Origin of the sequence: Deinococcus grandis (genome assembly GCF_001485435.1) — a bacterium.
In the GTDB taxonomy this organism is placed as follows: domain Bacteria; phylum Deinococcota; class Deinococci; order Deinococcales; family Deinococcaceae; genus Deinococcus; species Deinococcus grandis.
Genome location: NZ_BCMS01000001.1, coordinates 322899 through 345334, shown reverse-complemented (window position 1 = coordinate 345334; position 22436 = coordinate 322899). Strand labels below are relative to the sequence as shown.

At 70.4% G+C, this 22436-nt stretch carries 23 protein-coding genes; 10 read left to right on the top strand and 13 right to left on the bottom strand.

Features of this window, described 5'->3' with window-relative positions; translation table 11 throughout:
* Nucleotides 1-114: 114 nt before the first annotated feature.
* Complete coding sequence (locus DEIGR_RS20195; RefSeq protein ID WP_058974738.1) at nt 115-336, bottom strand: hypothetical protein; 222 nt, start codon at nt 334-336, stop codon at nt 115-117.
* A 109-nt stretch (nt 337-445) separates the two neighbouring features.
* On the opposite strand from DEIGR_RS20195, the gene DEIGR_RS01710 reads away from it, so the two are divergent.
* Complete coding sequence (locus DEIGR_RS01710; RefSeq protein WP_153013588.1) at nt 446-1027, top strand: PAS domain S-box protein; 582 nt, start codon at nt 446-448, stop codon at nt 1025-1027.
* Nucleotides 1028-1222: 195 nt separating this feature from the next.
* Here the strand turns inward: DEIGR_RS01710 and panB are convergent, their stop codons facing one another.
* The 3 genes from panB to DEIGR_RS01695 all read right to left on the bottom strand — a co-directional run bounded on the left by panB (nt 1223) and on the right by DEIGR_RS01695 (nt 3958).
* Nucleotides 1223-2044 carry a 3-methyl-2-oxobutanoate hydroxymethyltransferase gene (panB, locus tag DEIGR_RS01705; protein WP_058974732.1) on the bottom strand — a complete coding sequence of 274 codons (822 nt, stop codon included), beginning with the start codon at nt 2042-2044 and terminating at the stop codon, nt 1223-1225.
* Between the two features lie 82 nt (nt 2045-2126).
* Complete coding sequence (locus tag DEIGR_RS01700) at nt 2127-3383, bottom strand: MFS transporter (protein WP_058974730.1); 1257 nt, start codon at nt 3381-3383, stop codon at nt 2127-2129.
* A 95-nt stretch (nt 3384-3478) separates the two neighbouring features.
* Nucleotides 3479-3958 (bottom strand): DUF420 domain-containing protein, encoded by a 480-nt coding sequence (locus tag DEIGR_RS01695; RefSeq protein ID WP_058974728.1) that lies wholly within the window; start codon nt 3956-3958, stop codon nt 3479-3481.
* Between the two features lie 169 nt (nt 3959-4127).
* Here DEIGR_RS01695 and DEIGR_RS01690 point away from each other — a divergent pair, with 169 nt between their 5' ends.
* The 7 genes from DEIGR_RS01690 (at nt 4128) to DEIGR_RS01660 (ending at nt 12570) form a co-directional block, all read left to right on the top strand.
* A complete protein-coding gene (locus tag DEIGR_RS01690; protein ID WP_058974726.1) occupies nt 4128-5114 on the top strand; it encodes a COX15/CtaA family protein in 987 nt (328 codons plus the stop codon).
* Nucleotides 5111-6043 (top strand): heme o synthase, encoded by a 933-nt coding sequence (locus tag DEIGR_RS01685; RefSeq protein ID WP_058974724.1) that lies wholly within the window; start codon nt 5111-5113, stop codon nt 6041-6043. Before DEIGR_RS01690 ends, DEIGR_RS01685 begins: the two co-directional genes overlap by 4 nt.
* Before the next feature lie 272 nt (nt 6044-6315).
* On the top strand, nt 6316-7539 hold the full coding sequence (coxB, locus tag DEIGR_RS01680; protein WP_407638301.1) for a cytochrome c oxidase subunit II: 1224 nt from the start codon (nt 6316-6318) through the stop codon (nt 7537-7539).
* Nucleotides 7536-9992 carry a cbb3-type cytochrome c oxidase subunit I gene (locus DEIGR_RS01675; RefSeq protein WP_058974720.1) on the top strand — a complete coding sequence of 819 codons (2457 nt, stop codon included), beginning with the start codon at nt 7536-7538 and terminating at the stop codon, nt 9990-9992. Before coxB ends, DEIGR_RS01675 begins: the two co-directional genes overlap by 4 nt.
* A gap of 181 nt (nt 9993-10173) precedes the next feature.
* Nucleotides 10174-10875: an SCO family protein gene (locus DEIGR_RS01670; protein WP_058974718.1), complete on the top strand. Its 702-nt coding sequence runs from the start codon at nt 10174-10176 to the stop codon at nt 10873-10875.
* Between the two features lie 194 nt (nt 10876-11069).
* Complete coding sequence (ruvB, locus tag DEIGR_RS01665) at nt 11070-12062, top strand: Holliday junction branch migration DNA helicase RuvB (RefSeq protein WP_058974716.1); 993 nt, start codon at nt 11070-11072, stop codon at nt 12060-12062.
* 148 nt (nt 12063-12210) lie between these two features.
* A complete protein-coding gene (locus DEIGR_RS01660; RefSeq protein WP_174518657.1) occupies nt 12211-12570 on the top strand; it encodes an ArsC/Spx/MgsR family protein in 360 nt (119 codons plus the stop codon).
* A 12-nt stretch (nt 12571-12582) separates the two neighbouring features.
* Here the strand turns inward: DEIGR_RS01660 and DEIGR_RS01655 are convergent, their stop codons facing one another.
* The 6 genes from DEIGR_RS01655 to DEIGR_RS01630 all read right to left on the bottom strand — a co-directional run bounded on the left by DEIGR_RS01655 (nt 12583) and on the right by DEIGR_RS01630 (nt 17528).
* Nucleotides 12583-13089, bottom strand: a complete 507-nt coding sequence (locus DEIGR_RS01655) for a hypothetical protein (protein ID WP_058974713.1) — start codon at nt 13087-13089, stop codon at nt 12583-12585.
* Between the two features lie 159 nt (nt 13090-13248).
* The gene (locus DEIGR_RS01650) at nt 13249-13953 is read right to left on the bottom strand and encodes a hypothetical protein (protein ID WP_058974711.1); all 705 of its coding nucleotides are present in this window, start codon (nt 13951-13953) and stop codon (nt 13249-13251) included.
* Between the two features lie 124 nt (nt 13954-14077).
* Complete coding sequence (locus tag DEIGR_RS01645) at nt 14078-15034, bottom strand: GNAT family N-acetyltransferase (protein ID WP_058974709.1); 957 nt, start codon at nt 15032-15034, stop codon at nt 14078-14080.
* Nucleotides 15031-16017, bottom strand: coding sequence for a GNAT family N-acetyltransferase (locus tag DEIGR_RS01640; protein WP_058974705.1), 987 nt, complete (start codon nt 16015-16017; stop codon nt 15031-15033). Before DEIGR_RS01640 ends, DEIGR_RS01645 begins: the two co-directional genes overlap by 4 nt.
* Nucleotides 16014-17051 carry a GNAT family N-acetyltransferase gene (locus DEIGR_RS01635; RefSeq protein WP_058974703.1) on the bottom strand — a complete coding sequence of 346 codons (1038 nt, stop codon included), beginning with the start codon at nt 17049-17051 and terminating at the stop codon, nt 16014-16016. Before DEIGR_RS01635 ends, DEIGR_RS01640 begins: the two co-directional genes overlap by 4 nt.
* 75 nt (nt 17052-17126) lie before the next feature.
* The gene (locus tag DEIGR_RS01630) at nt 17127-17528 is read right to left on the bottom strand and encodes a hypothetical protein (RefSeq protein WP_058974701.1); all 402 of its coding nucleotides are present in this window, start codon (nt 17526-17528) and stop codon (nt 17127-17129) included.
* Between the two features lie 232 nt (nt 17529-17760).
* Here DEIGR_RS01630 and DEIGR_RS01625 point away from each other — a divergent pair, with 232 nt between their 5' ends.
* Nucleotides 17761-18426, top strand: coding sequence for a PIG-L deacetylase family protein (locus DEIGR_RS01625; RefSeq protein WP_058974699.1), 666 nt, complete (start codon nt 17761-17763; stop codon nt 18424-18426).
* A gap of 33 nt (nt 18427-18459) precedes the next feature.
* On the opposite strand, the gene DEIGR_RS01620 is transcribed toward DEIGR_RS01625, so the two are convergent.
* A complete protein-coding gene (locus DEIGR_RS01620) occupies nt 18460-18753 on the bottom strand; it encodes a hypothetical protein (protein WP_058974698.1) in 294 nt (97 codons plus the stop codon).
* 171 nt (nt 18754-18924) lie between these two features.
* Here DEIGR_RS01620 and DEIGR_RS01615 point away from each other — a divergent pair, with 171 nt between their 5' ends.
* On the top strand, nt 18925-20826 hold the full coding sequence (locus tag DEIGR_RS01615) for a putative bifunctional diguanylate cyclase/phosphodiesterase (protein WP_058974696.1): 1902 nt from the start codon (nt 18925-18927) through the stop codon (nt 20824-20826).
* Between the two features lie 9 nt (nt 20827-20835).
* On the opposite strand, the gene DEIGR_RS01610 is transcribed toward DEIGR_RS01615, so the two are convergent.
* On the bottom strand, nt 20836-21951 hold the full coding sequence (locus tag DEIGR_RS01610; RefSeq protein ID WP_058974695.1) for a M20 family metallopeptidase: 1116 nt from the start codon (nt 21949-21951) through the stop codon (nt 20836-20838).
* Between the two features lie 93 nt (nt 21952-22044).
* Nucleotides 22045-22236: a hypothetical protein gene (locus DEIGR_RS01605; RefSeq protein ID WP_058974693.1), complete on the bottom strand. Its 192-nt coding sequence runs from the start codon at nt 22234-22236 to the stop codon at nt 22045-22047.
* Between the last annotated feature and the right edge of the window lie 200 nt (nt 22237-22436).

The window sequence follows — 22436 nt, the reverse complement described above, 5'->3', positions numbered from 1 at the left end:
ACCCGAATGCGGCAGCAGCAGGTGATCAGCCAGCAACACCCCCGCCACCAGGACCCCCAGGCCCAGCACCCCACCCAGGACCACCCGCTGCCCCGCGCGGCGCGTCACCGGAGGTCACACCCAGCCCAGGAACGCGAACACGCCGATGATCAGCAGTTGCAGTCCCGCACACAGGCCCGCCACGACCGTCGCCACCTGACCGTGATGCCGGTCCAGCGCCGAGGTGTACCCCACGTTGAACCCGATCATGACCGCCGTCAGCAGCGCGAAGGTCCCCACGAGGCCCACCCCGCCGCTCAACAGCAGGCCAGGGAGACAGCCAGTCCGGAAGTTCATCCGCTCCGAGGGTACCGGCCCCGGTGGCGGTCCGCACGCCGATCTGCGGCCCCGTTCAACGTGGGGGGACGTAAGAACCCTGCAAGGGCGGGCGGGGCACCCTGTACTCATGAGACCGGGTCAGCTGGAGTTGAGGGTGGCGTACGTGCTGTTCGCCCTGCTGATGCTGGAGTCGTTCCTGGTGGCGCTGCTGGTGCCGCGCCCGCAGGCGTTCGTGGTGATCCTGCCGGTCCTGGTGACGCTGGGCGTCGCGGGCTGGTTGGCGCCGCGGCTGGTGAGGCTGCTGCGCGGGCACCGCGAGCTGAAGGAGGCGTACGGGCAGGAGCTGACCTTCGCGCGGCAGGTCATGGAGTCCGTCGAGCACGGCCTGACCGTGACGGACGAGGACGGGCGGTTCGTGTTCGTGAACCGGGCGTACGCGGGGATGCTGGGCCTGACGCCCGAGCGGGTGCTGGGGCGCACGCCGTTCGAGTTCACGGTGCGGGAGGACCACGCGGCGCTGCGGGACGCGCGCGATCACCGTTCGGCGGGCACGTCGAGCACGTACCGCACGCGGCTGCGCCGCCCGGACGGGTCGCTGCTGGAGGTCGTGATCACGGGCTCGCCCCGCTGGCATGCAGGGCGGATCGTGGGGAACGTCGCGGCAGTCGTGCCGCTGCGCGAGCTACGGGACGCGGACGACGGGGCGTAGCGTCAGCACAGGCTGCGTCAGTACCGTTCAGGGAGGGTCATACGGATTCCGTCTGTTTCGCTGACCATCCGGAACTTCACCGGATTGCAACCTCCACGTTCGGAGGGGCGCTTTGCTCCTTCTCTGCTGCGCAGCTCTGCGAGTCGCATCCGCTCGGATTGAAAGATGTTGCAACACTTTCAACCGGAGTTCATCTCAGTACAGCTTGTCGAGCACGTCGTCTTTCATGACGAAGGCATTGTCGCGGGTGGGGAACTCGCGGGCGCGGACGTCGGCGGCGTACGCGGCGATGGCCTCGCGCGCGGCGCGGCCCAGTTCGGCGTAGCGCCGGGCGATCTTCTTCTCCTCGCCCTCGTAGATGCCGAGCAGGTCGTGCGTGACGAGCACCTGCCCGTCGCAGTTCACCCCGGCGCCGATCCCGATGGTGGGGACGGTCAGGCGGTCGCTGATGAGTTTCGCGAGCCGCGCGGGGATGGCTTCCAGCACCACGCTGAACGCCCCGGCGTCCTCCAGGGCCAGGGCGCCGTCCAGGGTGGCGCGGGCGCCCGCGTCGTCCTTGCCCTGCACGCGCAGGCCACCCTGCGCGGTCGCGGTCTGCGGCATCAGGCCCACGTGGCCCATGACCGGAATGCCGTTGCGGGTGAGGGTCTGCACGACCTGCAGGATCTCGGGGGTCGCGCCTTCCATCTTGATGGCGTCCGCGCCGGTCTCCTGGATGACGCGCACGGCGTTGCGCATGGCGTCCTGCACGCCGGTGTGGTACGTGCCGAAGGGCAGGTCCACGACCATGAACGTGTCGGGCGCGCCGCGGCGCACGGCGCGGGCGTGGTGGATCATGTCGCCCAGCGTGACGGGCGCGGTGCTGTCGTAGCCCAGCACGACGTTCCCCAGGCTGTCGCCGACCAGGATCAGGTCGACCCCGGCGGCCTGCGCGTGCTTCCCGCCGGGGTAGTCGTACGCGGTCACCATGACCAGCGGCTGCGCGGAGTGCTGCAACTCCGGAATGCTGCGTTTCATGCCCGGAGCGTAGCAGGGCGCGCGGGAGGGGAACGGTGACCGGCGCGGGGAACAGGCTGGGTCGAGCGGTCTGCGTCCTCCCTCAGTCCTCGATGTCCGCGAGGTTCATGGCGCGCAGTTCGGGGGCCAGCGCGGCGGTGGCGGCGACGACGATCAGCGTGACGATGCCGCCCAGCCAGACGCTACGGGCGGTGCCGAGCAGGCGGGCGGCGACGCCGCTCTCGAACGCGCCGAGTTCGTTGCTGGCCCCGATGAACATGCCGCTGACGGCGTTCACGCGGCCGCGCATGTGGTCGGGGGTGTTCAGTTGCAGGGTGGCGCTGCGGATGACCATGCTGATCCCGTCGAACACCCCGGCGGCGACCAGGGCCGCGACGCTCAGGGCGAGGTTGTGGGACAGGCCGAAGACGATCATGCTCACGCCGAAGCCCGCGACGGCCAGCAGCAGCGTGCGGCCCGCGCCACGTCCGGGTGGGCGGCGGGTGGCGAGCAGCATGACAGCCAGCGCGCCGACGCTGGGCGCCGCGACGAGCAGGCCCAGCCCGGTGGGGCCGACCCGCAGAATGTCGCTGGCGAACACGGGCAGCAGCGCGATGGCCCCGCCGAACAGCACGCTGAACAGGTCCAGGGCCATGCTGCCGACCAGCACCTGCCGCTGCAGGACGAACGCGAGGCCCACCTTGATGCTCTGGCCCAGCGGTTCGCCGGGCGTGAAGGCGGGGCGGCCCTTGCTTTTCACGTAGACCACGCAGCCCAGCGAGATCAGGAACAGCCCCAGTGCGAAGGCGTACGCCGCCTGCGGGCCGCGCCAGGCGTACAGCGCGCCGCCCAGCGCCGGGCCGATGATCGCGGCGGCCTGCCACGCACTGGACCGCCAGGCGCTGGCGCGCAGCAGCAGTTCGCGCGGCACGACCTGCGCCTGGAAGGCCGGGAGGGCCGGGTCGGAGAAGCCCCGCGCGACGCCCAGCGCGAAGATCAGCGCGAGCAGCGGCCAGATACCCCCCGCCTGGGCGTGCGGGGCGTACAGCGCGAACAGGGCCGCGCACAGCACCTCTGCGCCGATGGTCAGCAGCAGGATGCGGCGGCGGTCCGTCCGGTCGGCGACGACGCCGCCCAGCAGCGCGAGGCTCAGGGCCGGGATGGCCTCCACGAGGCCCAGCAGGCCCAGCGTGAGTGGGTCTCTCGTGAGCTGGTACATCTGGTACGCGACGGTCAGGGCGACGGCGCGCGAGGCGAGGGTGCTGGTGACGGCCGCGACGAGCATGGCGCGGAATTCCGGGTAGGCCAGCACGTCCCGCCCGGCTGGGGGGGTGGGGTCAGGCGAGGTGGGGACGGTCACCGCGTGAGTGTAGGCGCGTCTGCGCCCTCCCGGCTCGGGGTGTGCAGGACAGGGGGCGACCCGCCAGGCCGTCCCCCCGGTCCGTCGTGACCGCGTCAGCTCTTGATGACCTCGCCGTAGCTGTGCAGCACGAGGTAGATGATCCAGCCGGTCACGGCGACGTACAGCCACACCGGGACCGTCCAGCGGACCCAGGCGCGGTGCTTGTTGAAGTACCCGCGCGCGGCGGGCAGGTCGATGTTGTTCAGGGTGCGGGCGGCCTTCAGTCCCTTGTACGCGTTCCACAGGGCGCCCAGCGCCAGCGGGAGGTTCGCGGCGGCCAGGATGATGTGGCTGATCAGCAGCACGAAGTACGCCGTGCGCCACTCCTCGGGCCCGGCGTATTTCTTCTCGTAGCCCAGGCCCAGCCGGGTGAGGTACAGCACGAGGAAGATGGTGGCCAGGGTGCTGGCGACGATCATGGCGCGCATGTGGGCTTCACGCAGGCCACGTTTGATGAGGTACACGCCCACGATGAGGGCCAGGCCGCTCAGGACGATCGTGATGACCGCCCACTGGTTGATGGTTTCCGCCATAGTCCCGCCCAGTGTACGGGGGGCGGCGCAGGTCAGGTGTCCGCGCCCGGTGGGGGAAGCGCACAGAGCCGGGGGACAATCTTCTGCGGGGGGGGCCGGGTAGAATGCTAGGCGAGAGACCCCCGCCCTGGCCGCCTGTGGCCGGGCCTGGGCGGCGAGGATGGTGACGATGAGTGGAACGCTGACAGTTCCGCGCGCCCGCGCGGGCGCGTGGCTCCCCCGGCTGGCCTGGGCGGCGCTGATCTATAACGTGCTGGTGATCCTGTGGGGCGCGGTGGTGCGCATCACGGGCGCCGGGGCGGGGTGCGGGGATCACTGGCCGCTGTGTAACGGCGTGGTGGTGCCGCAGAGCCCCACGCTGCATACCGTGATCGAGTTCAGCCACCGCCTGACCAGTGGCGCCAGTGGCCTGCTGGCCATCGCCCTGGTGGCGCTGGCGTTCCGCGTGACGGGCAAAGGCCACCCGGCGCGGCTGGGAGCCGTGCTGTCCTTCGCACTGATCCTGCTGGAGGGTCTGGTGGGGGGTGTGCAGGTGCTGCTGGGCCTCACGGCGGACAGTACCGACCCGGCGCGCGGGTTCGTGCAGGGTGTGCATCTGGCGAACACGTTCCTGCTGCTGGCGGCGCTGCTGCTGACGGCACTGTGGGCCAGTGGCGCGCCGGGCCTGCGCCTGCGCCGTCAGGGGCTGGTGGGCGGCTGGAGTTACGTGGGCCTGGGGCTGATGCTGGTGCTGGGCATGGCGGGCGCCGTGACGGCGCTGGGGGACCTGCTGTTCCTCCCGGCGGACGGCAGCACGCCCATCGAGACGGTCAAGCGGGATTTCGCGGTGACGGCCTCGGTCATCGAGAACCTGCGGGTGGTGCACCCGATGCTGGCAGTGCTGACGAGTGCGTTCCTGGTGTGGCTGGGCGTGTTCCTGCGCCGCGAGCGGCCGGGCGCCGAGGTGAGCCGCTGGAGTGGCGTGCTGTGGGGCGTGCTGGCCGCGCAGATGGTCGCGGGCTTCGCGAACGTGGCGCTCAAGGCGCCGGGCTGGATGCAGCTCGTGCACCTGCTGCTGGCGCTGGGGCTGTGGCTGGCGCTGGTCATGCTGGTGTACCGGGCCCTGACGGACCTGTCCGTGCAGGGTGGGCGCGCTAGGGTGGGGGGGAACGTATGACGACTTCCGAGCCCATCCCCGCCGAGACCGCGCCCGCCCGGGCGACGTGGCGGGACTACCTGTCGCTGACCAAACCCAAGGTCATCAGCCTGCTGCTCTGGACGACCGTCACGGCGATGTTCATGGCCGAGCGGGGCGTGCCGGACCTGTGGCTGCTGGTCGTCGTGAGCCTCGCGGGGTACATGTCCGCGGGTTCGGCGGGCGTGTTCAACATGATCATCGACCGCGACATCGACCTGAAGATGGCGCGCACCGCCCAGCGGCCCACCACGAGCGGCCTGATCAGCACGCGGGACGCCGCCGCGTTCGGCGCGGCGCTGCAGATCCTGTCGTTCGCCATGCTGTGGGTGTGGGCCACGCCGCTGGCCGCCTGGATGAGCCTCGCGGGCTTCCTGACGTACGTGGTGGTGTACACGCAGCTCCTCAAACGCAACACTTGGCACAACATCGTGCTGGGCGGCGCGGCCGGGTGCTTCCCGCCGCTGGTGGGCTGGGCGGCCGTGACGGGCGACCTGAACCTGTTCGCGTGGTTCCTGTTCGCGATCATCTTCTTCTGGACGCCCGTGCATTTCTGGGCGCTGGCGCTGATGATCAAGGAGGAATACCGCGAGGTCGGGATTCCCATGCTGCCCGTCGTGCACGGTGACAAGCTGACAGTGGCGCAGCTCGGCCTGTACGCGATCTACACGGTGGTGCTGTCGGTCATGCCGGTGTTCTTCCGCGAGGTCGGGGCGATCTACTTCGTGGCGGCGGCCGGGCTGGGCGGGTGGCTGCTGGTGCTGTCCTGGCGTCTGTACCGGCACGTGATGGCCGGGAAGGCCGTGGAGCGCAAGGTGGCGGTGCCGCTGTACCTGTACTCGATGCTGTATCTGGCGCTGCTGTTCGTGGCGGCGGCGGCCGACCGGATGATCTTCGCGGCGCTCGGCTGAGCGTTTCTGCTTCGCGCGGCCCCTGGACACCAGCTGCCCGGGGGCCGCGCGCTGTGATTCCCACCTCCCGGGAACCCGGATGGCGCATGATGGACAGGAACTGGAGGAAGGTCAGGACACTTGCCCGAGACTCATCTGGTCTCATGGGGGGTATGCCTGACCGGTCGGTAGAATGTGGGCGGTATGCTTGAACGCTGACCGCGAGTGGCGGCCCAGCGTCAGGCGCACCCCCGCGTGACGCTTTAGACTGCAAGCAGAGGAAAGGAGTGACGTTGAATACCACCACACACCGCCACAGCGGCACACGGAGGCGAGTCCGGCAGGCCCTGCCCATCGCGGCGATCCTGGGCGCGACTCTACTGACCGGCTGCCAGCAGGTGAACCAGTCCCTGACCATCGGGGACATGGCATCCGCTTACAACCGGGAGATCTTCTGGATGAGCATCTGGGCGATTGCTCTGTCCATCATCATCTTCATCGGCGTGTCGTACGCGCTGTTCTACACGGTGCAGAAGTTCCGTGAAGACAAGCACGACGCGCCGCCCGCCCAGTTCCACGGGAACAACAAGCTCGAGACCATCCTGGTGGCCGTGCCGGTCGTCATCGTGATCCTGCTGAGCGTGCTGGCGGTCAAGAGCATGGCCGCACTGAACCCCACGCCCAACCAGGCGACCAAGGTGGACGTGCTGGCCCGGCAGTTCTGGTGGAACTTCTCGTACCCCGAGACCACCAGCGACGCGGGCGGCGTGGTCACCAACGGCAACGAGATGATCATGCCAACCAAGGAAGCCGTGGCCCTGACGGTCACGAGTGGCGACGTCATTCACGGGTTCTGGGCCCCGAACATCGGTGGTCAGCGCGCCGCGATGCCCAGCGTGAAGAAGACCTGGCAGGTCGACAACGACCGCGCCGGCGTGTACCAGGGCAACTGCTCGCAGCTGTGCGGGGCCAGCCACGCCAACATGCGTTACAAGGTCGTCGCGCTGGATCAGGAGCGGTACAACACCACCCTGGCCGCCATGAAAGCCTACCGCGCCCCCGAACCCGCCCCCGGCAGCGCCGAGGCGCGCGGCTTCGCGCTGTTCATGCAGGGCAAGGCCAGCACCGGCGCCGTGGCCTGCGCCAGCTGCCACCGCGTGCAGGGCACCCCCGCCGCCGGCGTCGCCGGCCCGGACCTGAGCTTCTTCGGCACGCGCCGCACGCTGGGCGCCGGCATGTGGGAAGCCATGACCGACGCGCAGTGGACCGACGCGAAGGCCGCGGGGGAACTGCACGCCTGGCTCAAGCAAAGCCCCGTGGTCAAACCCGGCAGCCTGATGCCCCGCTACGACGGCGGCGAGTACATGGTGCAGGGCAAGAAGGTCAAGGGCGGCACCCTGACCGACACCGAAATCGATGATATTGCCGCCTACCTGCGCAGCCTCAAGCTGCCGGAAGAAGCGGACTACTGGAAGGGCACGCCCGTGCACGGCGCACCCGACGGAGGCACCCAGTGACCGTTCAGCATGCCCCCGTTCAGGAGTCCGGGGCCCGCCCGGGCCTCTGGGCCGTCCTGAAGGACTACATGATGACGACCGATCACAAGAAGATCGGGACGCTCTACATCGTGACCAGCATCCTGGGCTTCGCCATCGCGGGGATCCTCGCGGTGCTGATCCGCCTGCAGCTGGCCATACCGGACAACACCTTCCTGGTGGGCAACACCTACAACCAGGTGCTGACCATGCACGCCGCGCTGATGATCTTCTTCTTCCTGATCCCGATCGGTCTGTTCGGCTTCGGGAACTGGTTCCTGCCGCTGCAGCTGGGCGTGCGGGACGTGGCGCTGCCGCGCATCAACACCTTCGCAGTGTGGCTGTTCATCTTCAGCCTGATCCTGGTCGTGCTGGGCCTCGCCAACGGCGGCGCGCCCGGCGTCGGCTGGACCTTCTACTACCCCCTGAGCGTCGACGCGAACCAGACCGGCGTGACCGTACTGATGGTCGCCCTGACCCTGAACGGCGTCGCGTCCCTGCTGGGCAGCGCGAACTTCGCGGCCACCATCGTGAACATGCGCGCACCCGGCATGAGCCTGTGGCAGATGCCGATCTTCGCCTGGAGCATCTTCGCGACCTCCATGCTGCAGCTGGTGTCCCTGGGCGGCCTGACTGCCGCGGCGCTCGTCACGTACCTGGAACTGAAGCTGGGCCTGAGCATGTTCAACCCCGGCATCGGTGGCGTGCCCGTGATGTTCCAGCAGTTCTTCTGGTTCTACTCGCACCCGGCGGTGTACGTGATGCTGCTGCCCTACCTGGGCATCGGCGCGGAGATCGCCAGCACCATGGCCCGCAAACCCATGTTCGGCTACCGCGTGATGGTGTACTCGATCCTGGGGATCGTGCTGGTCAGCCTGCTGGTGTGGGTCCACCACATGTTCGCCGTGGGCCTGCCCGAGGCGTGGCAGATCGCGTTCATGATCGCCACCCTGATCGTGGCCGTGCCGACCGGCGTGAAGATCTTCAACCTGATCGGCACGCTGTGGGGCGGGCGGATCATCATGAAGTCCCCCACCTACTGGCTGGTGGGCTTCATCTTCAACTTCCTGATCGGCGGGATCACCGGCGTGTCGCTGGGCCTGATTCCCTTCGACTACCAGGTGACGATGTCGTACTACGTGGTGGCGCACTTCCACAACGTGATGATGTTCGGCACCGCGTTCCTCGCCATGGGCGGCCTGTACTACTGGTGGCCCAAGATGACTGGCCGATTCCTGAACGAGAAGCTGGGCCTGGCGCACTTCTGGCTGTTCATGATCGGCTCGTGGATGACCTTCCTGCCCCAGTACATCCTGGGTCTGCTGGGCATGCCCCGGCGCTACTACACCTACCCCGAAGGCAACTTCGCGTGGACGGAACTGAACTTCATCTCCACGCTGGGCGCCCTGACCCTGCTGGCCGGCGGCATCGTGTGGGTGTGGAACATGCTCCAGAGCTTCCGTCAGCCCGCCACGGCCTCCGCCAACCCCTGGGGCGGCTTCACGCTGGAATGGACGGCGGACAGCCCGCCGAAGGCCTACAACTTCGCGCATGACTTCCCCACCACCTTCCCCACCGAGCGCCCCCTGTACGACTGGGAGCAGAGCGGGCAGACCCTCACGCCCGTGGACCCCAAGAGCATCCACCTGCCGCAGGACAGCATCTGGCCGTTCATGACCGCCGTGGGCCTGCTGCTGATGGGCTACGGCCTGAGTTTCGGCTGGTTCACGAACTACAACCCCGCCACCGGCCTGCAGCCCTTCGCGGACGCGACCTTCGCGTTCAAGCTGGCCACGGTCGTGCTGTACCTCAGCATCCCGGTGTTCCTGTACAGCCTGTTCAAGTGGGCGGGCACCCGTGAGTACGCCGTACCGGTCGCGCACCACCACCTGACGAAGTACGACAACGGCTTCATGGGCATGGCCTGGTTCATCATCAGCGAAGTCGGCCTGTTCGGCGTGCTGATCTCCGGGTACGTGTACCTGCGCGTCATCGGCGCTGCCGAGCCGCCCGCGCTGCGCCCCAGCATCTGGCTGGCCGCGCTGAACACCCTGGTCCTCGTCGCGAGTTCCTTCGTGATTCACCGCGCCGAGCAGGACAACCACCACGGGAAACTCACCCGCTTCCGCATCGGCATGTTCGTCACGCTGCTGCTCGGCGCGATCTTCATGATCTTCCAGGTGTACGAGTTCACGCTGTTCGGCGTGGAAAGCGACTGGAAGCAGAACCTGTGGCAGGCGTGCTTCTTCACCATCGTGGGCCTGCACGGTCTGCACATCCTGATCGGCGGCACCGGCATCGCCCTGCCCTTCTACCAGTCCCTGACCGGCAAGATGGACAAGTACAACCACGGCTCGATCACCCCCGCCAGCCTGTACTGGCACCTGGTGGACGTCGTGTGGCTGCTGATCGTCGCGATCTTCTACGCCTGGTAACACCGCGCGCAAGACAGAGGGGGACGCCTGAGCGGGCGTCCCTTTCGCGTTGTGTGGGAGGCACACTGAAACTCGCGGTCGTTCCCCACTCCCCACTCCCCACTCCCCACTCCCCACTCCCCACTCCCCACTCCGCTGTCTGGGGACACGTCACCCCGGCCCTCTCCCCTACCCTGCGGGCATGACGGGTGTCTCGAAATGGGTGACGGCGGCGCTGCTGGTGGTCGCGGCGGTGCTGGGTGGACTGCTGGTGATGCGGCGGGCCGCGCCGGGCGTGTCGGCGGGTGAGGCGCTGGATCAGCCGAAGGCCCTGAGCGCGCTGGCGCTGGTGGATGACCGGGGGCGGGCGACGACGCTGGCGGCCTCGGACGGGCGGGTGCGGCTGGTGTTCTACGGGTTCGTGCGCTGCCCGGACGTGTGCCCGGCGACGCTGGCGAGCCTGAAGAACACGTACGCGGCGCTGAGCGCCGAGCAGCGGTCGCGGGTGCAGGTGCAGTTCGTCACGGTGGACCCCGGGCACGACACGCCGGGCGTGGTGCGTGAGTACCTGGACCGCTTCGATCCGGCGTTCACGGGCCTGACCGGGAAGGCAGAGACGATCGACGCGGCGGCGCGGGAGATGTTCGTGGCGAACGTGGCCCCGATGCCCACGGAGGACCACAGCGCGCACATGGACATGGGGCAGGGGCAGACGGCCAGTGGCGCGTCGAATGCCGCCCAGGTGGGCGCGGCAGCGGCGGTGGCGGCACGGATTCACGGGGATCAGGTGAGTGTCGTGGACGGTCAGGGCCGGTTCGTGCGGGTGTACGGGAACCTGGACGTGGTGGGCGGTGACCTGGAGCGGGATCTACCAGGGCTGATCCGGCTGTACGCGGGGCGCTGATAGGGACTCCGGTTGAATGGTTTGCAAAAACCATTCAACCCGAGCGGATGCGAGAAGGAGAGAACCGGGTTCCGGACGTGGAGTTGACGACCCGGTGCCGTTTCGGGTGGTCAACGAAACAGACGGAATCCGCATAAGGCTGAAACGGCCCCGGCGTATTCCGCTGACAGCGAACTTGCGCTAGACTCTCTGTTATGACTGAACCGCTCGACGCGGCCCTGCGGCCCAAGACCCTGACGGACTACGTCGGGCAGGCGCGACTGAAGGAGAAACTCGGCGTGTACCTCCAGGCCGCGCGCGGCCGAAAGGAGGCGCTCGACCATACCCTGCTGTTCGGCCCGCCCGGCCTGGGCAAGACCACCCTGGCGCACATCATCGCGCACGAACTGGGCGTGAACATCCGCGTGACCTCCGGCCCGGCCATCGAGAAACCCGGCGATCTGGCCGCGATCCTCACGAACAGCCTCGAGGAAGGCGACGTGCTGTTCATCGACGAGATCCACCGCCTGGGCCGCGTCGCGGAGGAGCACCTGTACCCCGCGATGGAGGACTTCAAGCTGGACATCGTGCTGGGGCAGGGCCCGGCGGCGCGCACCATTGAGCTGCCGCTGCCGCGCTTCACGCTGGTCGGCGCGACCACCCGCCCGGGCCTGATCACGGCGCCCATGCGCAGCCGCTTCGGGATCATCGAGCACCTGGAGTACTACACGCCCGACGAGATCGGCGTGAACCTCCTGCGCGACGCGCGCCTGCTGGGCTTCGGACTGGACGAGGAGGCGGCCGTCGAGATCGGCGCCCGGGCGCGCGGCACCATGCGCATCGCCAAGCGGCTGCTGCGGCGCGTGCGCGACTACGCCGACGTGGCGGGCGAGACGACCATCGGCCTGCCCCGCGCGCAGGACGCGCTGGACAAACTGGGCCTGGACAGCGCGGGGCTGGACGACCGCGACAAGAAGTACCTGGAAACCCTGATCCACCGCTTCGCGGGCGGCCCGGTCGGCGTGGACACGCTGGCCACCGCGATCAGCGAGGACAGCCTGACCCTGGAGGACGTGTACGAGCCGTACCTGATCCAGCTGGGCTTCATCAAGCGCACGCCCCGGGGCCGCGTGGCCACCGCGCATGCCTACGACCACCTGGGCCTGCCGGTCAGCGGCGACCACGACCTGGGCTTCTACACGAACTGAGGAACGCGGGCGGCAGGGAGTGGGCAGTGGTGAGTAGGAAGTGGATCGCGGGTGATCGCGCCCGCGTCGGTTGACGGTCATCGGGCGACGTGCCCGCCCACCTCCGACCGACCCACTTCCCACTCCCCACTGCCTCTACACTTGAGGCATGAGCGAGTTGCAGGTGCAGGTGTTCGGCACGCGCAAGAGCAAGGAAACCCGCGCCGCCGAGCGCTTCTTCAAGGAACGCAAGATCAAGATCCACTTCGTGGACCTGAAGGAGCGGCCCATCGCCAAGGGTGAGCTGAGCCGGTTCGTGCAGAAATTCGGCCTGAACGCCCTGCTGGACCTGGACGGCAAGGCGTACGAGCGCAGCAACCTCGCGTACCTGCGCACCACCGAGGACGGCGTGATCGCGAAGATCATCGACGACCCGGAGCTGCTGCGGCTGCCGCTGGTGCGCGCCGGGAAGCACCTGACGGTCGGTGAGGACACCGAGGGCTGGAAGGCGATGGTGGCGGGCGGCTGAACCGCGCGGCGTTCAGCGGCGGCGCATGAAGCCCAGGCGGGACCGCGCCGCGGCGGGCGCGGCCGGTGGCGCGGCGCTGGTCTCGTACTCGCGGATGGCGATCTGCAACCATTCGGGCGACCCGCCCCGCTCGAGCAGTTCCGCGCTGGGAATCCACTCGGCGGCGCTGAGCAGGTGCGGGTCCGGCTCGAGAATCCCGGCGCTGTACTCCGTGCCGAAGATCAGGTGCAGGCGCGCGTCGGCGTGCCCGCCCTGCGTGCCGCGCGCCACGTACGACCCGGCCAGCCGCAGGTCACTGACGACCAGTTTCACCTGCTCGCGGATCACGCGCCGCAGGTGCAGTTCGACCGGGTTGTTGCCGGGTTCGGCGTTCAGGATCAGGCCGGGCAGGCCCTGCGCGCCGGGTTGCAGCGGCTCCAGCGGGCGGGTGATCAGGTAGGCGCCCTGGTGGTGGATCAGCGCGAACGCGCCGACCTGATAGGCGACTTGCCGGGTGGATTCGGTGTGCGGGATGGTCACGGGTGCACTCCTGTGAAGCGCGCGGCTTCATGAAAAATGTTACACGGCGCCGCGGCGGGCTGACGCTCCCCTCTCGGGTGGGTCGCGGGGGGTGGCGGGCACGCGCAGCCGGTGACCCGGGCGGCGCGCACGGTCCACTCTGGATAGCACGCAGGCCGCTTAAGATCGAACGGACTTCTCCGCCCTCCCCATTCGGGGGTGCGGCGGCACCAGCACCTGCGCGCCCAGTTCGGCCGCCAGCGCCAGGAACGCCGGATCATGCGCCGGGTTCGTCCACGCCGGGGACTGCACCAGCAGCAGCGACGTCACCCGCGCCGGGTCGGGCAGGGCCGCGCCGGGCCGCGCCTGCCGGGCCAGGGTCACGCGGTCCAGCAGCGCGGCGGGCAGCAGGTCACCCAATTCGCCGCGCGTGCGGTCCAGATCGAAGCCCTCCGCGACGGGCAGCGCCGCGTGCCAGTCCGGGTACAGCGTCGTGACCGTGCGGATCAGGCCGCGCGCCAGCCCCAGCCCCGCCCAGTTGCCGGGCCGCACCCGCGCCGGGTCGCCACTGCGGCTCCCCAGATCGTGGTGAGAGTCGAGGTTCAGCACGTCCAGCCCCGGATACCGTTCCAGCCACGCCCAGGCGTCCGCGTGACTGAGCGTCACGAACGCCGGCACGCCCACGTACGCGCGCAGGGCCTCCCAGCCGGAGTACAGCGGGAAATCCGCCTCCAGCACGTCCCAGTCCTGCCCACCGCGCCCGCGCGCGCGGTCCACCCACGCGCCAGAGCGGTCATGGTCGAGGTCCCGCGTCCCCCAGATCGGCGCGTCGAATACCAGTTCCCGCGTGCCCGAGAAGGCGTCCCAGTCGATACTCAGCAGCACAGACACAGCTTACGCGGATGGCGGATGGCGGATGGCGGATGGCGGATGGCGGATGGCGGATGGTCAACAGCGTCTGCGCGGCGTGCCCGCCCAGGTCAAGCCGACCCACTTCCCACTCCCCCCTTCACCCGAAGCGGATCACGTACGACACGCTGGCGGGGTCACGGACGAAGCCGAGGCGGTCGTTGATGGCGAGCATGGGGGCGTTGTCGCTGGCGTTGTCGGTGCGGATGGTGGTGGCGTTCAGGGTGCGGGCGGCGCGGATCGCGGCGAGTTTCAGGGCGGTGGCGATCCCCTGGCCGCGCCAGGGGCGGGTGACGCCGGTCAGGCCGGTCAGGAGGTCCGGGCTGGCGTCGCTGCGGAACAGGGTGGTCTGCCCCGCCCACGTGCCGTCCACCTCGGCGATCAGGTACGCGTCCGGCAGGAGGCCGGGGTCGCCGAGGATGGCGTCCTCGAACACCTCTCGGCTCAGGGGAGTCGCGGGTTCGGCGCGCGGCACATCCTGGCGGACGTCGCTCATGAGGGCGTGCAGGCGCCGCGCGAGGTCCGGGGTGCCCGCCTCGCGCAGCTCGGCCAGACTGCGGATGCGGACGCCCCGGGCGTGCAGGCGGCCTTCCAGCGCGGCGTACGGGGCGGGGTCGAAGTCCGGGACGTGCAGGGCGGACATGAAGTACCGCCTGTCGCCCGTGAACCCCCGGCGGGTCAGGAAGCCGGGCGCGACCGGGTGGTCCTCGCGGGCCAGGATGCGGGCGGATTCGGCGTTCCGGGCGCGCAGGGCGGCGTCCAGGTCCGCCCACAGGGCCGCGCCCGCACCCCGACCCTGCGCGGCGGGCGCGACGGCGAGGTCCAGGCCGTACCGGTCCGGGTGGAACGCACCGGGATTCTGGTAGTACGCGGCGACCCCCAGCACCTCCGGTCCCTCGTGGGCCACCAGCACGGCCCAGCCGTACCCCCAGTCCTGCTGTTCGCGCATCTGGCGGCGCAGGTCCTCGCCGGTCAGGGGATCGTTCGGGTTCGCGCCGGTCAGGATCGCGGCGGCGGCGTCCCACTCGTGCTCGGCGATGGGGGCGACGGTGATCATGCGTCCACCTGACCGCGCTGCATCTCCACCCACGCGACGCGCGGGCGGAAGCCCAGGCGGTCGTTCAGGGCCAGCATGGGCGCGTTGGTGGTGGCGTTCCCGGTCCAGACCTCGCGGGCACCCAGGTCCCGCGCGACGCGCAGCGCGGCGACCTTCAGCGCCAGCGCCAACCCCTGCCGTCGCCACGCGCGGGTGGTGCCGGTCAGGCCGGTGTTCAGCCGCCGCGGGTCGTGCAGGTCGCGGTGCAGTTCGGACAGGGCCGCGACCTCGCCCGCCGGGGTGACGGCCAGCAGCGTGCCGCGGGGCAGGTGCTCCGGGCGGTCCAGGCGCGTCAGGAAGTCCTCATAGGCGACCGGGGTCGCGGGGGCGGTGCGGGGCACGTCCTCGCGCGCGGCCAGCCAGCCCGCGTAGAACGCGCGGTGGGCGGCTTCCTCGCCCAGTTCGGCGCTCAGGTCGGCCAGGGTCACGGCCCGCAGCCCGGCGGGCAGGGTCGCCCGGTCCGCCCAGGCGTCCGCGTCGAAGTCGGCCATGTCGAGCACGTTGTCGAAGAACCGCATCACCTCCCGGAACCCCCGCGCCGTCAGGAAGTGCAGGCTGCGCGGTTCGTCCTCGTACGCGCCAGCCAGGACCTCGCGCGCGCCCCGCGCCTCCAGGTGAGTGGTGACGTGCGCCGCGAGCGCCGCGCCGACCCCCTGGCCGCGCGCGCCGGGGTGCACGCCGACCTCGGCGTGGTAGCGGTCCGGGTGGTACATCCCGCCGAACTGCAACGCGGACGCCGCACCCAGCAGCGCCCCGTCCGGGGTGTGCGCCACCCACTGCGCGACGTGCAGCCCCAGCGGGTGCGACCGCAGCGAGTGCAGGTCGTGGGCCAGCGACTCGGCGGTCTGCGGGTGGCGGGGATTCACGGCCGTCAGCAGGTCCGCCAGGGCGCCCAGGTCGGCGTCCGTGGCGGGCCGCAACGCGAAGGATTGCGGGGCGGTCACGCCAGCTCCGGGGGCACGGGGACGGGGCGGCGTTCGCCCGTCACGGGGTCCAGGTGCAGTTCGTAGCGGCTGCGGGTCGGGCCGCGCCGGAAGCCCAGCGCGCGGTTCATGCCCAGCATGGCCTTGTTGGGCGGGTCGTTGAACGTGCGGATCTCGCCGCCCCCGGCAGCGGCCAGGGCGCGCATCGCGGCGACCTTCAGGGCCTTGGCCACGCCGCGCCCGCGGTCCTCGCGGCGCACGCCGGTCATGCCGATGACAAAGAAGCCCGCCGGGTTGCTCATCAGGGTGCTGTAGCCCACGTACGGGCCGGTTTCCGGGTCGTTCACGTCGGGGCGCAGGGATACGAAGGACAGCTCGTGACTGAAGGTCGGGTCGTCCAGTTCCTGCTTCACCCACGCCTCGAAGGGCCGCCGGGTGAGGGTCTGCCCCATCGGCACGTCCTGGAAGAGGCGCCAGTCGAGTTCCCACAACCTGCGGTTCCGCTCCGGGTCCCCGGCGAGGTCCGCCACCGGGCGCAGCTCCACGCCGTCCGCCGCCACGGCCGCCATCAGGTCGTCGAAGGCGCCCAGTTCGGCGTCGGCCGTGTGTAGGCGGGACTCATAGCGGTCCCAGGTGCGCACGTAGCCCCGCGCGGCCAGGAACGCCCGGCCCGGCGCGTCCTCGTCCTGATCGCTGAGCATCGTGCGGAGATCCTGCGCGCCCCGTTCGCGCAGCGCGGCGAACGCGTCGTCGTACAGCGCCGTGCCCACCCCGCGCCGCCGGGCATCCGGGTGCACGACCACCCGCCCGAAGTACCGCCAGTCCTCGAACGCGAAATCGTCATGCCCGACGTGACTGACCCCCACGATCCGTCCGCCCTGCTCCGCCACCCGCTCGCGGCGGTACAGCGCCGGGTCGTGCGCCTCGTCCCAGGTGGCCATCATCTCGGCCGTCAGGGGCCACTCGGGATCGGCGGCGCTCAGCAGGGCCGCGACCTCGGCGAAATCGTCGGGTTTCTGCATGTCGCGCAGCGTGACGGGCTGTGGGTCGGTCATGCGCCCATCATGCGGGCCGCCCGGCCAGCGGTGCATCCGCCAGCACGCCTACGCACCCCGCCACCGAAGTCGCCGCTACCGGGGCCGTTTGAAGAAACACTCGCTGCTGACGTGGTACGCGCTGCCCGCCACGTTCTCGTAGGGCACGCAGGTCACGAGTTCCCACCCGGCGCGGCCCAGCGCGTCGAAGGTCAGCAGCAGGTCCCAGGTCACCTGCACCGGCTGACCCACCACCCCGGTCACGAAGGCGTTCAGGGCCTTCAGGTCCGGGGTCAGGGGGCGCCGCTCCTCGAAGGTGCGGGTCAGGGTGGGGGTCATCCAGCGCAGCACCGCCCGCGTCGGCGGGACCTCCTGCTCGCGCGGAGAGGCGGGGTACTCGGTCAGGACGTACAGCCGGGCGTACGTCCACCCAGGCGTGGAGGCGGAGGCAAGAGCAGACAGGGTCAGCAGGGCCAGAGCGAGCAGGGCGCGGCGCATGCAGGCAGCGTATCCGGCGCGTGCCCCGCGCGGTGACGCCTGCGCGGGCCTATGCTGGTCGGATGAGCGAGGGACTGAACAGGACTCCGGTGGAATGGCTGGTCAAGGCCATTCCATCCGAGCGGATGCGACTCGTAGAGCTGCTCCGCAGAGTAGGAGAAGAGCGGGCTCCGGGCGCGGAGTGGGCAGAGCGGCGTCCTTCCGATCTGACCACGCAGCAGACGGAGTCCGCGTGAAACTGCTGCTGATCGTGCCGCACCCGGACGACGAGGTGTACGGCGCGTCGGGAACGCTGATGGGCCACCTGGAGGCCGGGGAGGCCTGCGGGCTGGTCACACTGACGCGCGGCGAGGCGGGGCGCACGCTGGGCCTGTGCGACTCGCCGGAGGAACTGGCGCGGATGCGTGAGGTTGAGCTCGCGGCGTGCCTGGACGTGATCGGCCTGACGGGCGCGGAGGCGCGGGCGGCTGGGAGTGTGTTCGAGCACCACCGTTTCCCGGACAAGTACCTCAAGGATCAGCCGCTCTCGGCGCTGACCGAGGTGGCGCGCGAGGCGATGGTGCGCCTGCGGCCCGAGGTGGTCCTGACGTTCCCGCCGAACGGCAGCAACGGGCACCCGGATCACGTGACCACGCACCGGGCCGTGAAGGCCGCGTGGGACGCCCTGCCGGACGGCGAGCGGCCCCGCCTGTGGTACTACGCGTCGGACGTGCCGCCGGAGAACGAGGCGCTGCGCGCGGAGTGGCTGCCGCCGAACGTGCGCCATGACGTGACGCGTTTCGTCGTGCGCAAGTTGCAGGCCATCGCGTGCCACCGCACGCAGGCACTGAGTACCGTGGACTTCATCCGCAAGTTCCCGGACCGCGTGACCGAGGAGACCTTCCACGAGGTGAGGTGAGGGCGCGGGGAGTGCTCCCTGCCTCCCCCACGCCTATTCCCAGTCGCTGACGGGGATGAACTCGACGTTCTCGCCGTCGGTGGCGGTGACGCGGTAGCTGCGGTCGAACCGCACGAGGAGTTCGCCCCGGTCGAAGTGCTGGGGGCTGACGACGGGTTTGCGGAAGAGGTACGTGCCGTCGTCGTCCACGCCGATGTGGGCGCCCTTGGTGAAGCGGAATTCGACGACTTCCCCGTGGGGGCGGGTGCGGACGCGCACGCGGTACGTCTGCGCGTCGTCCTGTTTCACGTTCGGGTTGGCGGGCGTCTTGCGGAACAGGTTGAACACGGGGTGGGCCTCCGGAAGGCAGGATAGCGCCGCCCCCCCCGTTCGGGGGACCGTGTGAGGTTTCTCGCGTTTGGGACGGAGGAAACGCTTCCAGCCGCGTGGGTCGGGCGTTCCCGGCGGGCCGCGCAGTATGAATTCTGTGCAGGCGCGCCGCCTACGCTCAGGGCAGGTATGGGGGAGGGAAGCGCCGCACAACGTGATCTGATCGCCGTCTGGCGGCGGATGCTGCTGCTGGGCCTGCCGGCCGTGCAGGCGTCGGTGGTGCTGGCCGCGCTGCTGGGCCGCGGTGACACCTGGGACCGGCTGGTGGACCCGGCGCTGTACCTGGTCCTGAGCGGGGTGCTGGTCGCGGCGTGGCTGGCGGTGCTGCGCGGGCGGGAAGTGCGCGCGGTGACGCTGCTGCTCACGGCGGGCGGTGGCGCCGTGCTGGGCGTGAAACTGCTGCTGCTGGCGCTGCTGCCCGTGCCGCGGCCGCTGCTGCCGGAACTGCTGGAGACGCTGGTGTGGCTGCCGGTGCTGATCACCTGGATGCTGCTCAGTGACCTGTCGCGGTCGGTGCGGCGCGCGCTGAATCTGACGGTCCTGAGTGTCGCGGCACTCAGCGCGCTGCTGCTGCTGCGTCCCGTGACGCAGGGCGCGGCGCTGGACATGGACGCGCTGCGGGCGCTGCTGCAGATCAACCTGGCGGCGGCGGTGTGCCTGTACGGCGCGTCGTACTTCGTGCGGCGCAACGACACGCTGGGCCGGGCGCAGGGCGAGCAGCGGGTGCTGCGGCAGCTGGTGTACACGGACCTCCTGACGGGCCTGCCGGGGCGGGTGCGGCTGGGCGAGCACCTGCGGGAACTGGCGGGGCGCGGGGGGACGTTCGCGGCGCTGGTCGTGGACGTCGACGCGTTCAAGGTCGTGAACGACACGCTGGGTCACGCGGCCGGGGATGACCTGCTGCGCGGCGTGGCGCAGGAACTGCAGCGGCTGGTCCCGGCGGGCAGCGGCGTGTACCGCCTGAGCGGGGACGAGTTCGTGGTGCTGCTCCCGCACGCGGACGCGCCCGGCGCGCAGTGGGAGGCGCAGCGGCTGCTGACGCACGTGCCCACGCGGCCCAGCCTGCAGGTGGGCATGGACATCACCCTGAGTATCGGCCTGAGCGTCTACCCCGAGGACGCCACCGAACCCGAGGAGCTGCTGCGGCACGCGGACAGCGCCATGTCCGCCGTGAAGTGCGCCGGGCGGCGGCAGGTGCGCCGCTACCAGCCGCAGCAGGACGCCGCGACCGAGCGGTTCCAGGTGCTCGCGCGGGACCTGAGCGTCGCGCTGGCCCGCGAGGAACTCAGCCTGCACTTCCAGCCGGTGTTCCGCCTGAGTGACCTGCGGCCCGTGAAGGCCGAGGCGCTGCTGCGCTGGACGCACCCGCAGCTGGGCGCCGTGTCGCCCGGGGAGTTCATTCCCGTCGCGGAGCGGGTGGGGCTCATCGCGCCGATCGGGGCGTGGGTGCTGCGCGCGGCGTGCCTGGAGGCGCTGCGCTGGGGGGACGTGACGGTCAGCGTGAATGTCAGCGCGGTGCAGCTGCTGCAGGCGGAGTTCCCGCAGGTGGTGCAGGGGGCGCTGCGTGACACGGGCCTGAGTGCGCGGCGGCTGGAACTCGAACTGACCGAGACGGCCGCCCTGTACGAGGACACCCGCGCGGCGCAGACCCTGGAGGACCTGCGGGCGCTGGGCGTGCGCCTGAGCATCGACGATTTCGGGTCCGGGTACTCGAACCTGTCGCGCCTGCGGACCCTGCCGATCACGGGCGTGAAACTGGACCGCTCGTGCATCCAGGGCCTGCCGGACGGGCCGGGCGGACCGTTCGCGCGGGCGCTGCTGGAGGCCGTGCTGGGCCTGACCCGTCACCTGCCGCTGGACCTGACCGCCGAGGGCATCGAGAACGCCGCGCAGCTCACGGCCCTGCGGGATCTGGGTTGCCCGCTCGGGCAGGGGCACGGCCTGTCGCGCCCGCTGACCGCGACGGACTTCCGGGCGCTGCTGCACACCCTTCCCCCCGCCGGTGGTCAGGCCGGCGCCGCGGCGTCCTGACCGCAGAGGTCACACGCGGCGGAGCAGTTCGGTCAGCAGGCGCACGTGGTCGGGCCAGCGGTCCAGGCGGACGTGTTCGTGCTGGGCGTGCGCGCCGTCGCCGGGGGCGCCCAGGCCGTCCAGGGTGGGGATGATCGGGGCGGTGAAGTTCCCGTCGCTGCCGCCGCCGACGACGGCGTGCGTGAGGTCGAAGCCCAGCTCCCGGGCGACCGCACGCGCCTGCTCGAACAGCGCCAGGGTGCCTGCGCTCTGCTCGAAGGGGGGACGGTTCAGGCCGCCGCCGACCTGCACGGTCACGCGGGGGTCGCGGGGCGCCCAGGCGCGCACGGCGGCGTCCACCCGCCCGGCCTCCGCGAGGGTGCTGACGCGCAGGTCGATCTCCAGCGTGGCGTGCGCGGGGATGACGTTCACGGCGCTGCCGCCGCGGATCAGGCCGACGCTGACCGTGGTGCCCTGGTCCGGGCGGGCGAGGGCCTGGAGGTCCAGGGTGGCCTGCGCGGCGGCCGTGACGGCACTCGCGCCTTCCTCGGGTTTGTTTCCGGCGTGGCTGGCGACGCCGGTGAAGGTCAGCGTGTAGCTGCCGGTGCCCTTGCGGCCGGTCTTCAGGGCGTGGGTGTCCGCGACGGGCGGTTCGACGACCAGCGCCACGCGGGCGTCGTGCGCGGCGCGTTCGATGTGCTCGCGGCTGCTGGGACTACCGATCTCCTCGTCGGGGGACAGCAGGACGGTCACGCCGCCGCGGGGCCACTGGCCGTTCAGGGCGCGCAGGGCGTGGAACAGGCCCACGATTCCGGCTTTCATGTCGTACGTGCCGGGGCCGTGCAGGCGGTCGCCGTCCACGCGCCAGGGCATGTCCTCCAGCGTGCCGTGCGGCCAGACGGTGTCGGCGTGCGTGAGGATCAGCACGGGCCGGTCGGCCGCGCCGGGCTGCACGCCGAAGCGGAACACGCGGGTGCCGCCGCCCAGCGCGTGCGTTTCGGCGCCCAGGTCGCGCGCCCAGCCCTCGACGACGTCCATGACGCGCTGGATGGCGGCCGGATCGGTCGAGGGGGACTCGAGGTCGGTGAGGACTTTCAGGTCGGCCATCAGGGCCTGCAGCGCCCCGCCCGGTGTGGTGGTGGTCATGCGCGGATGCTAGCGCCCGTACGTGAAGGTGCGCCCCGGCACAGCAGTCAGGCCCCACTCGTGCGAGGGGGCCTGACCGGGAGCGGCGGGGCTTCAGCTGAGCAGGGCGACCTGCTGGGCGTCGAGTTTGAGTTTCGCGCTGCCCTTGAGGTACAGGTCGTGCAGGGCCTGCTTGCCGAACAGGCGGGCGAGGCGGGTGCTGGTCATTTCGATGGTGCGGCCGGAAATTTTGAGTCGGACGACGTCAAAGGTGCCGGGAACCCAGGTGCAGGACAGTTCTTGCATAAGACCTCCAGGGATGGTGAGGCGGTAGGCGCCAGTTCGGATTGACGGGGCCGTGGATCGGGTTGACGTGCGGACGGGAACAGCATGGGCTCCGTTCGTCAGCGTTCGGTGGGCTGGCGACAGGGGCGTGGGCCTGTGGGGGGCCGGGTAAGATCAGCGTAAGGGAAACGCGTTTGGAAATAGAAAGACCCGTTCCACTT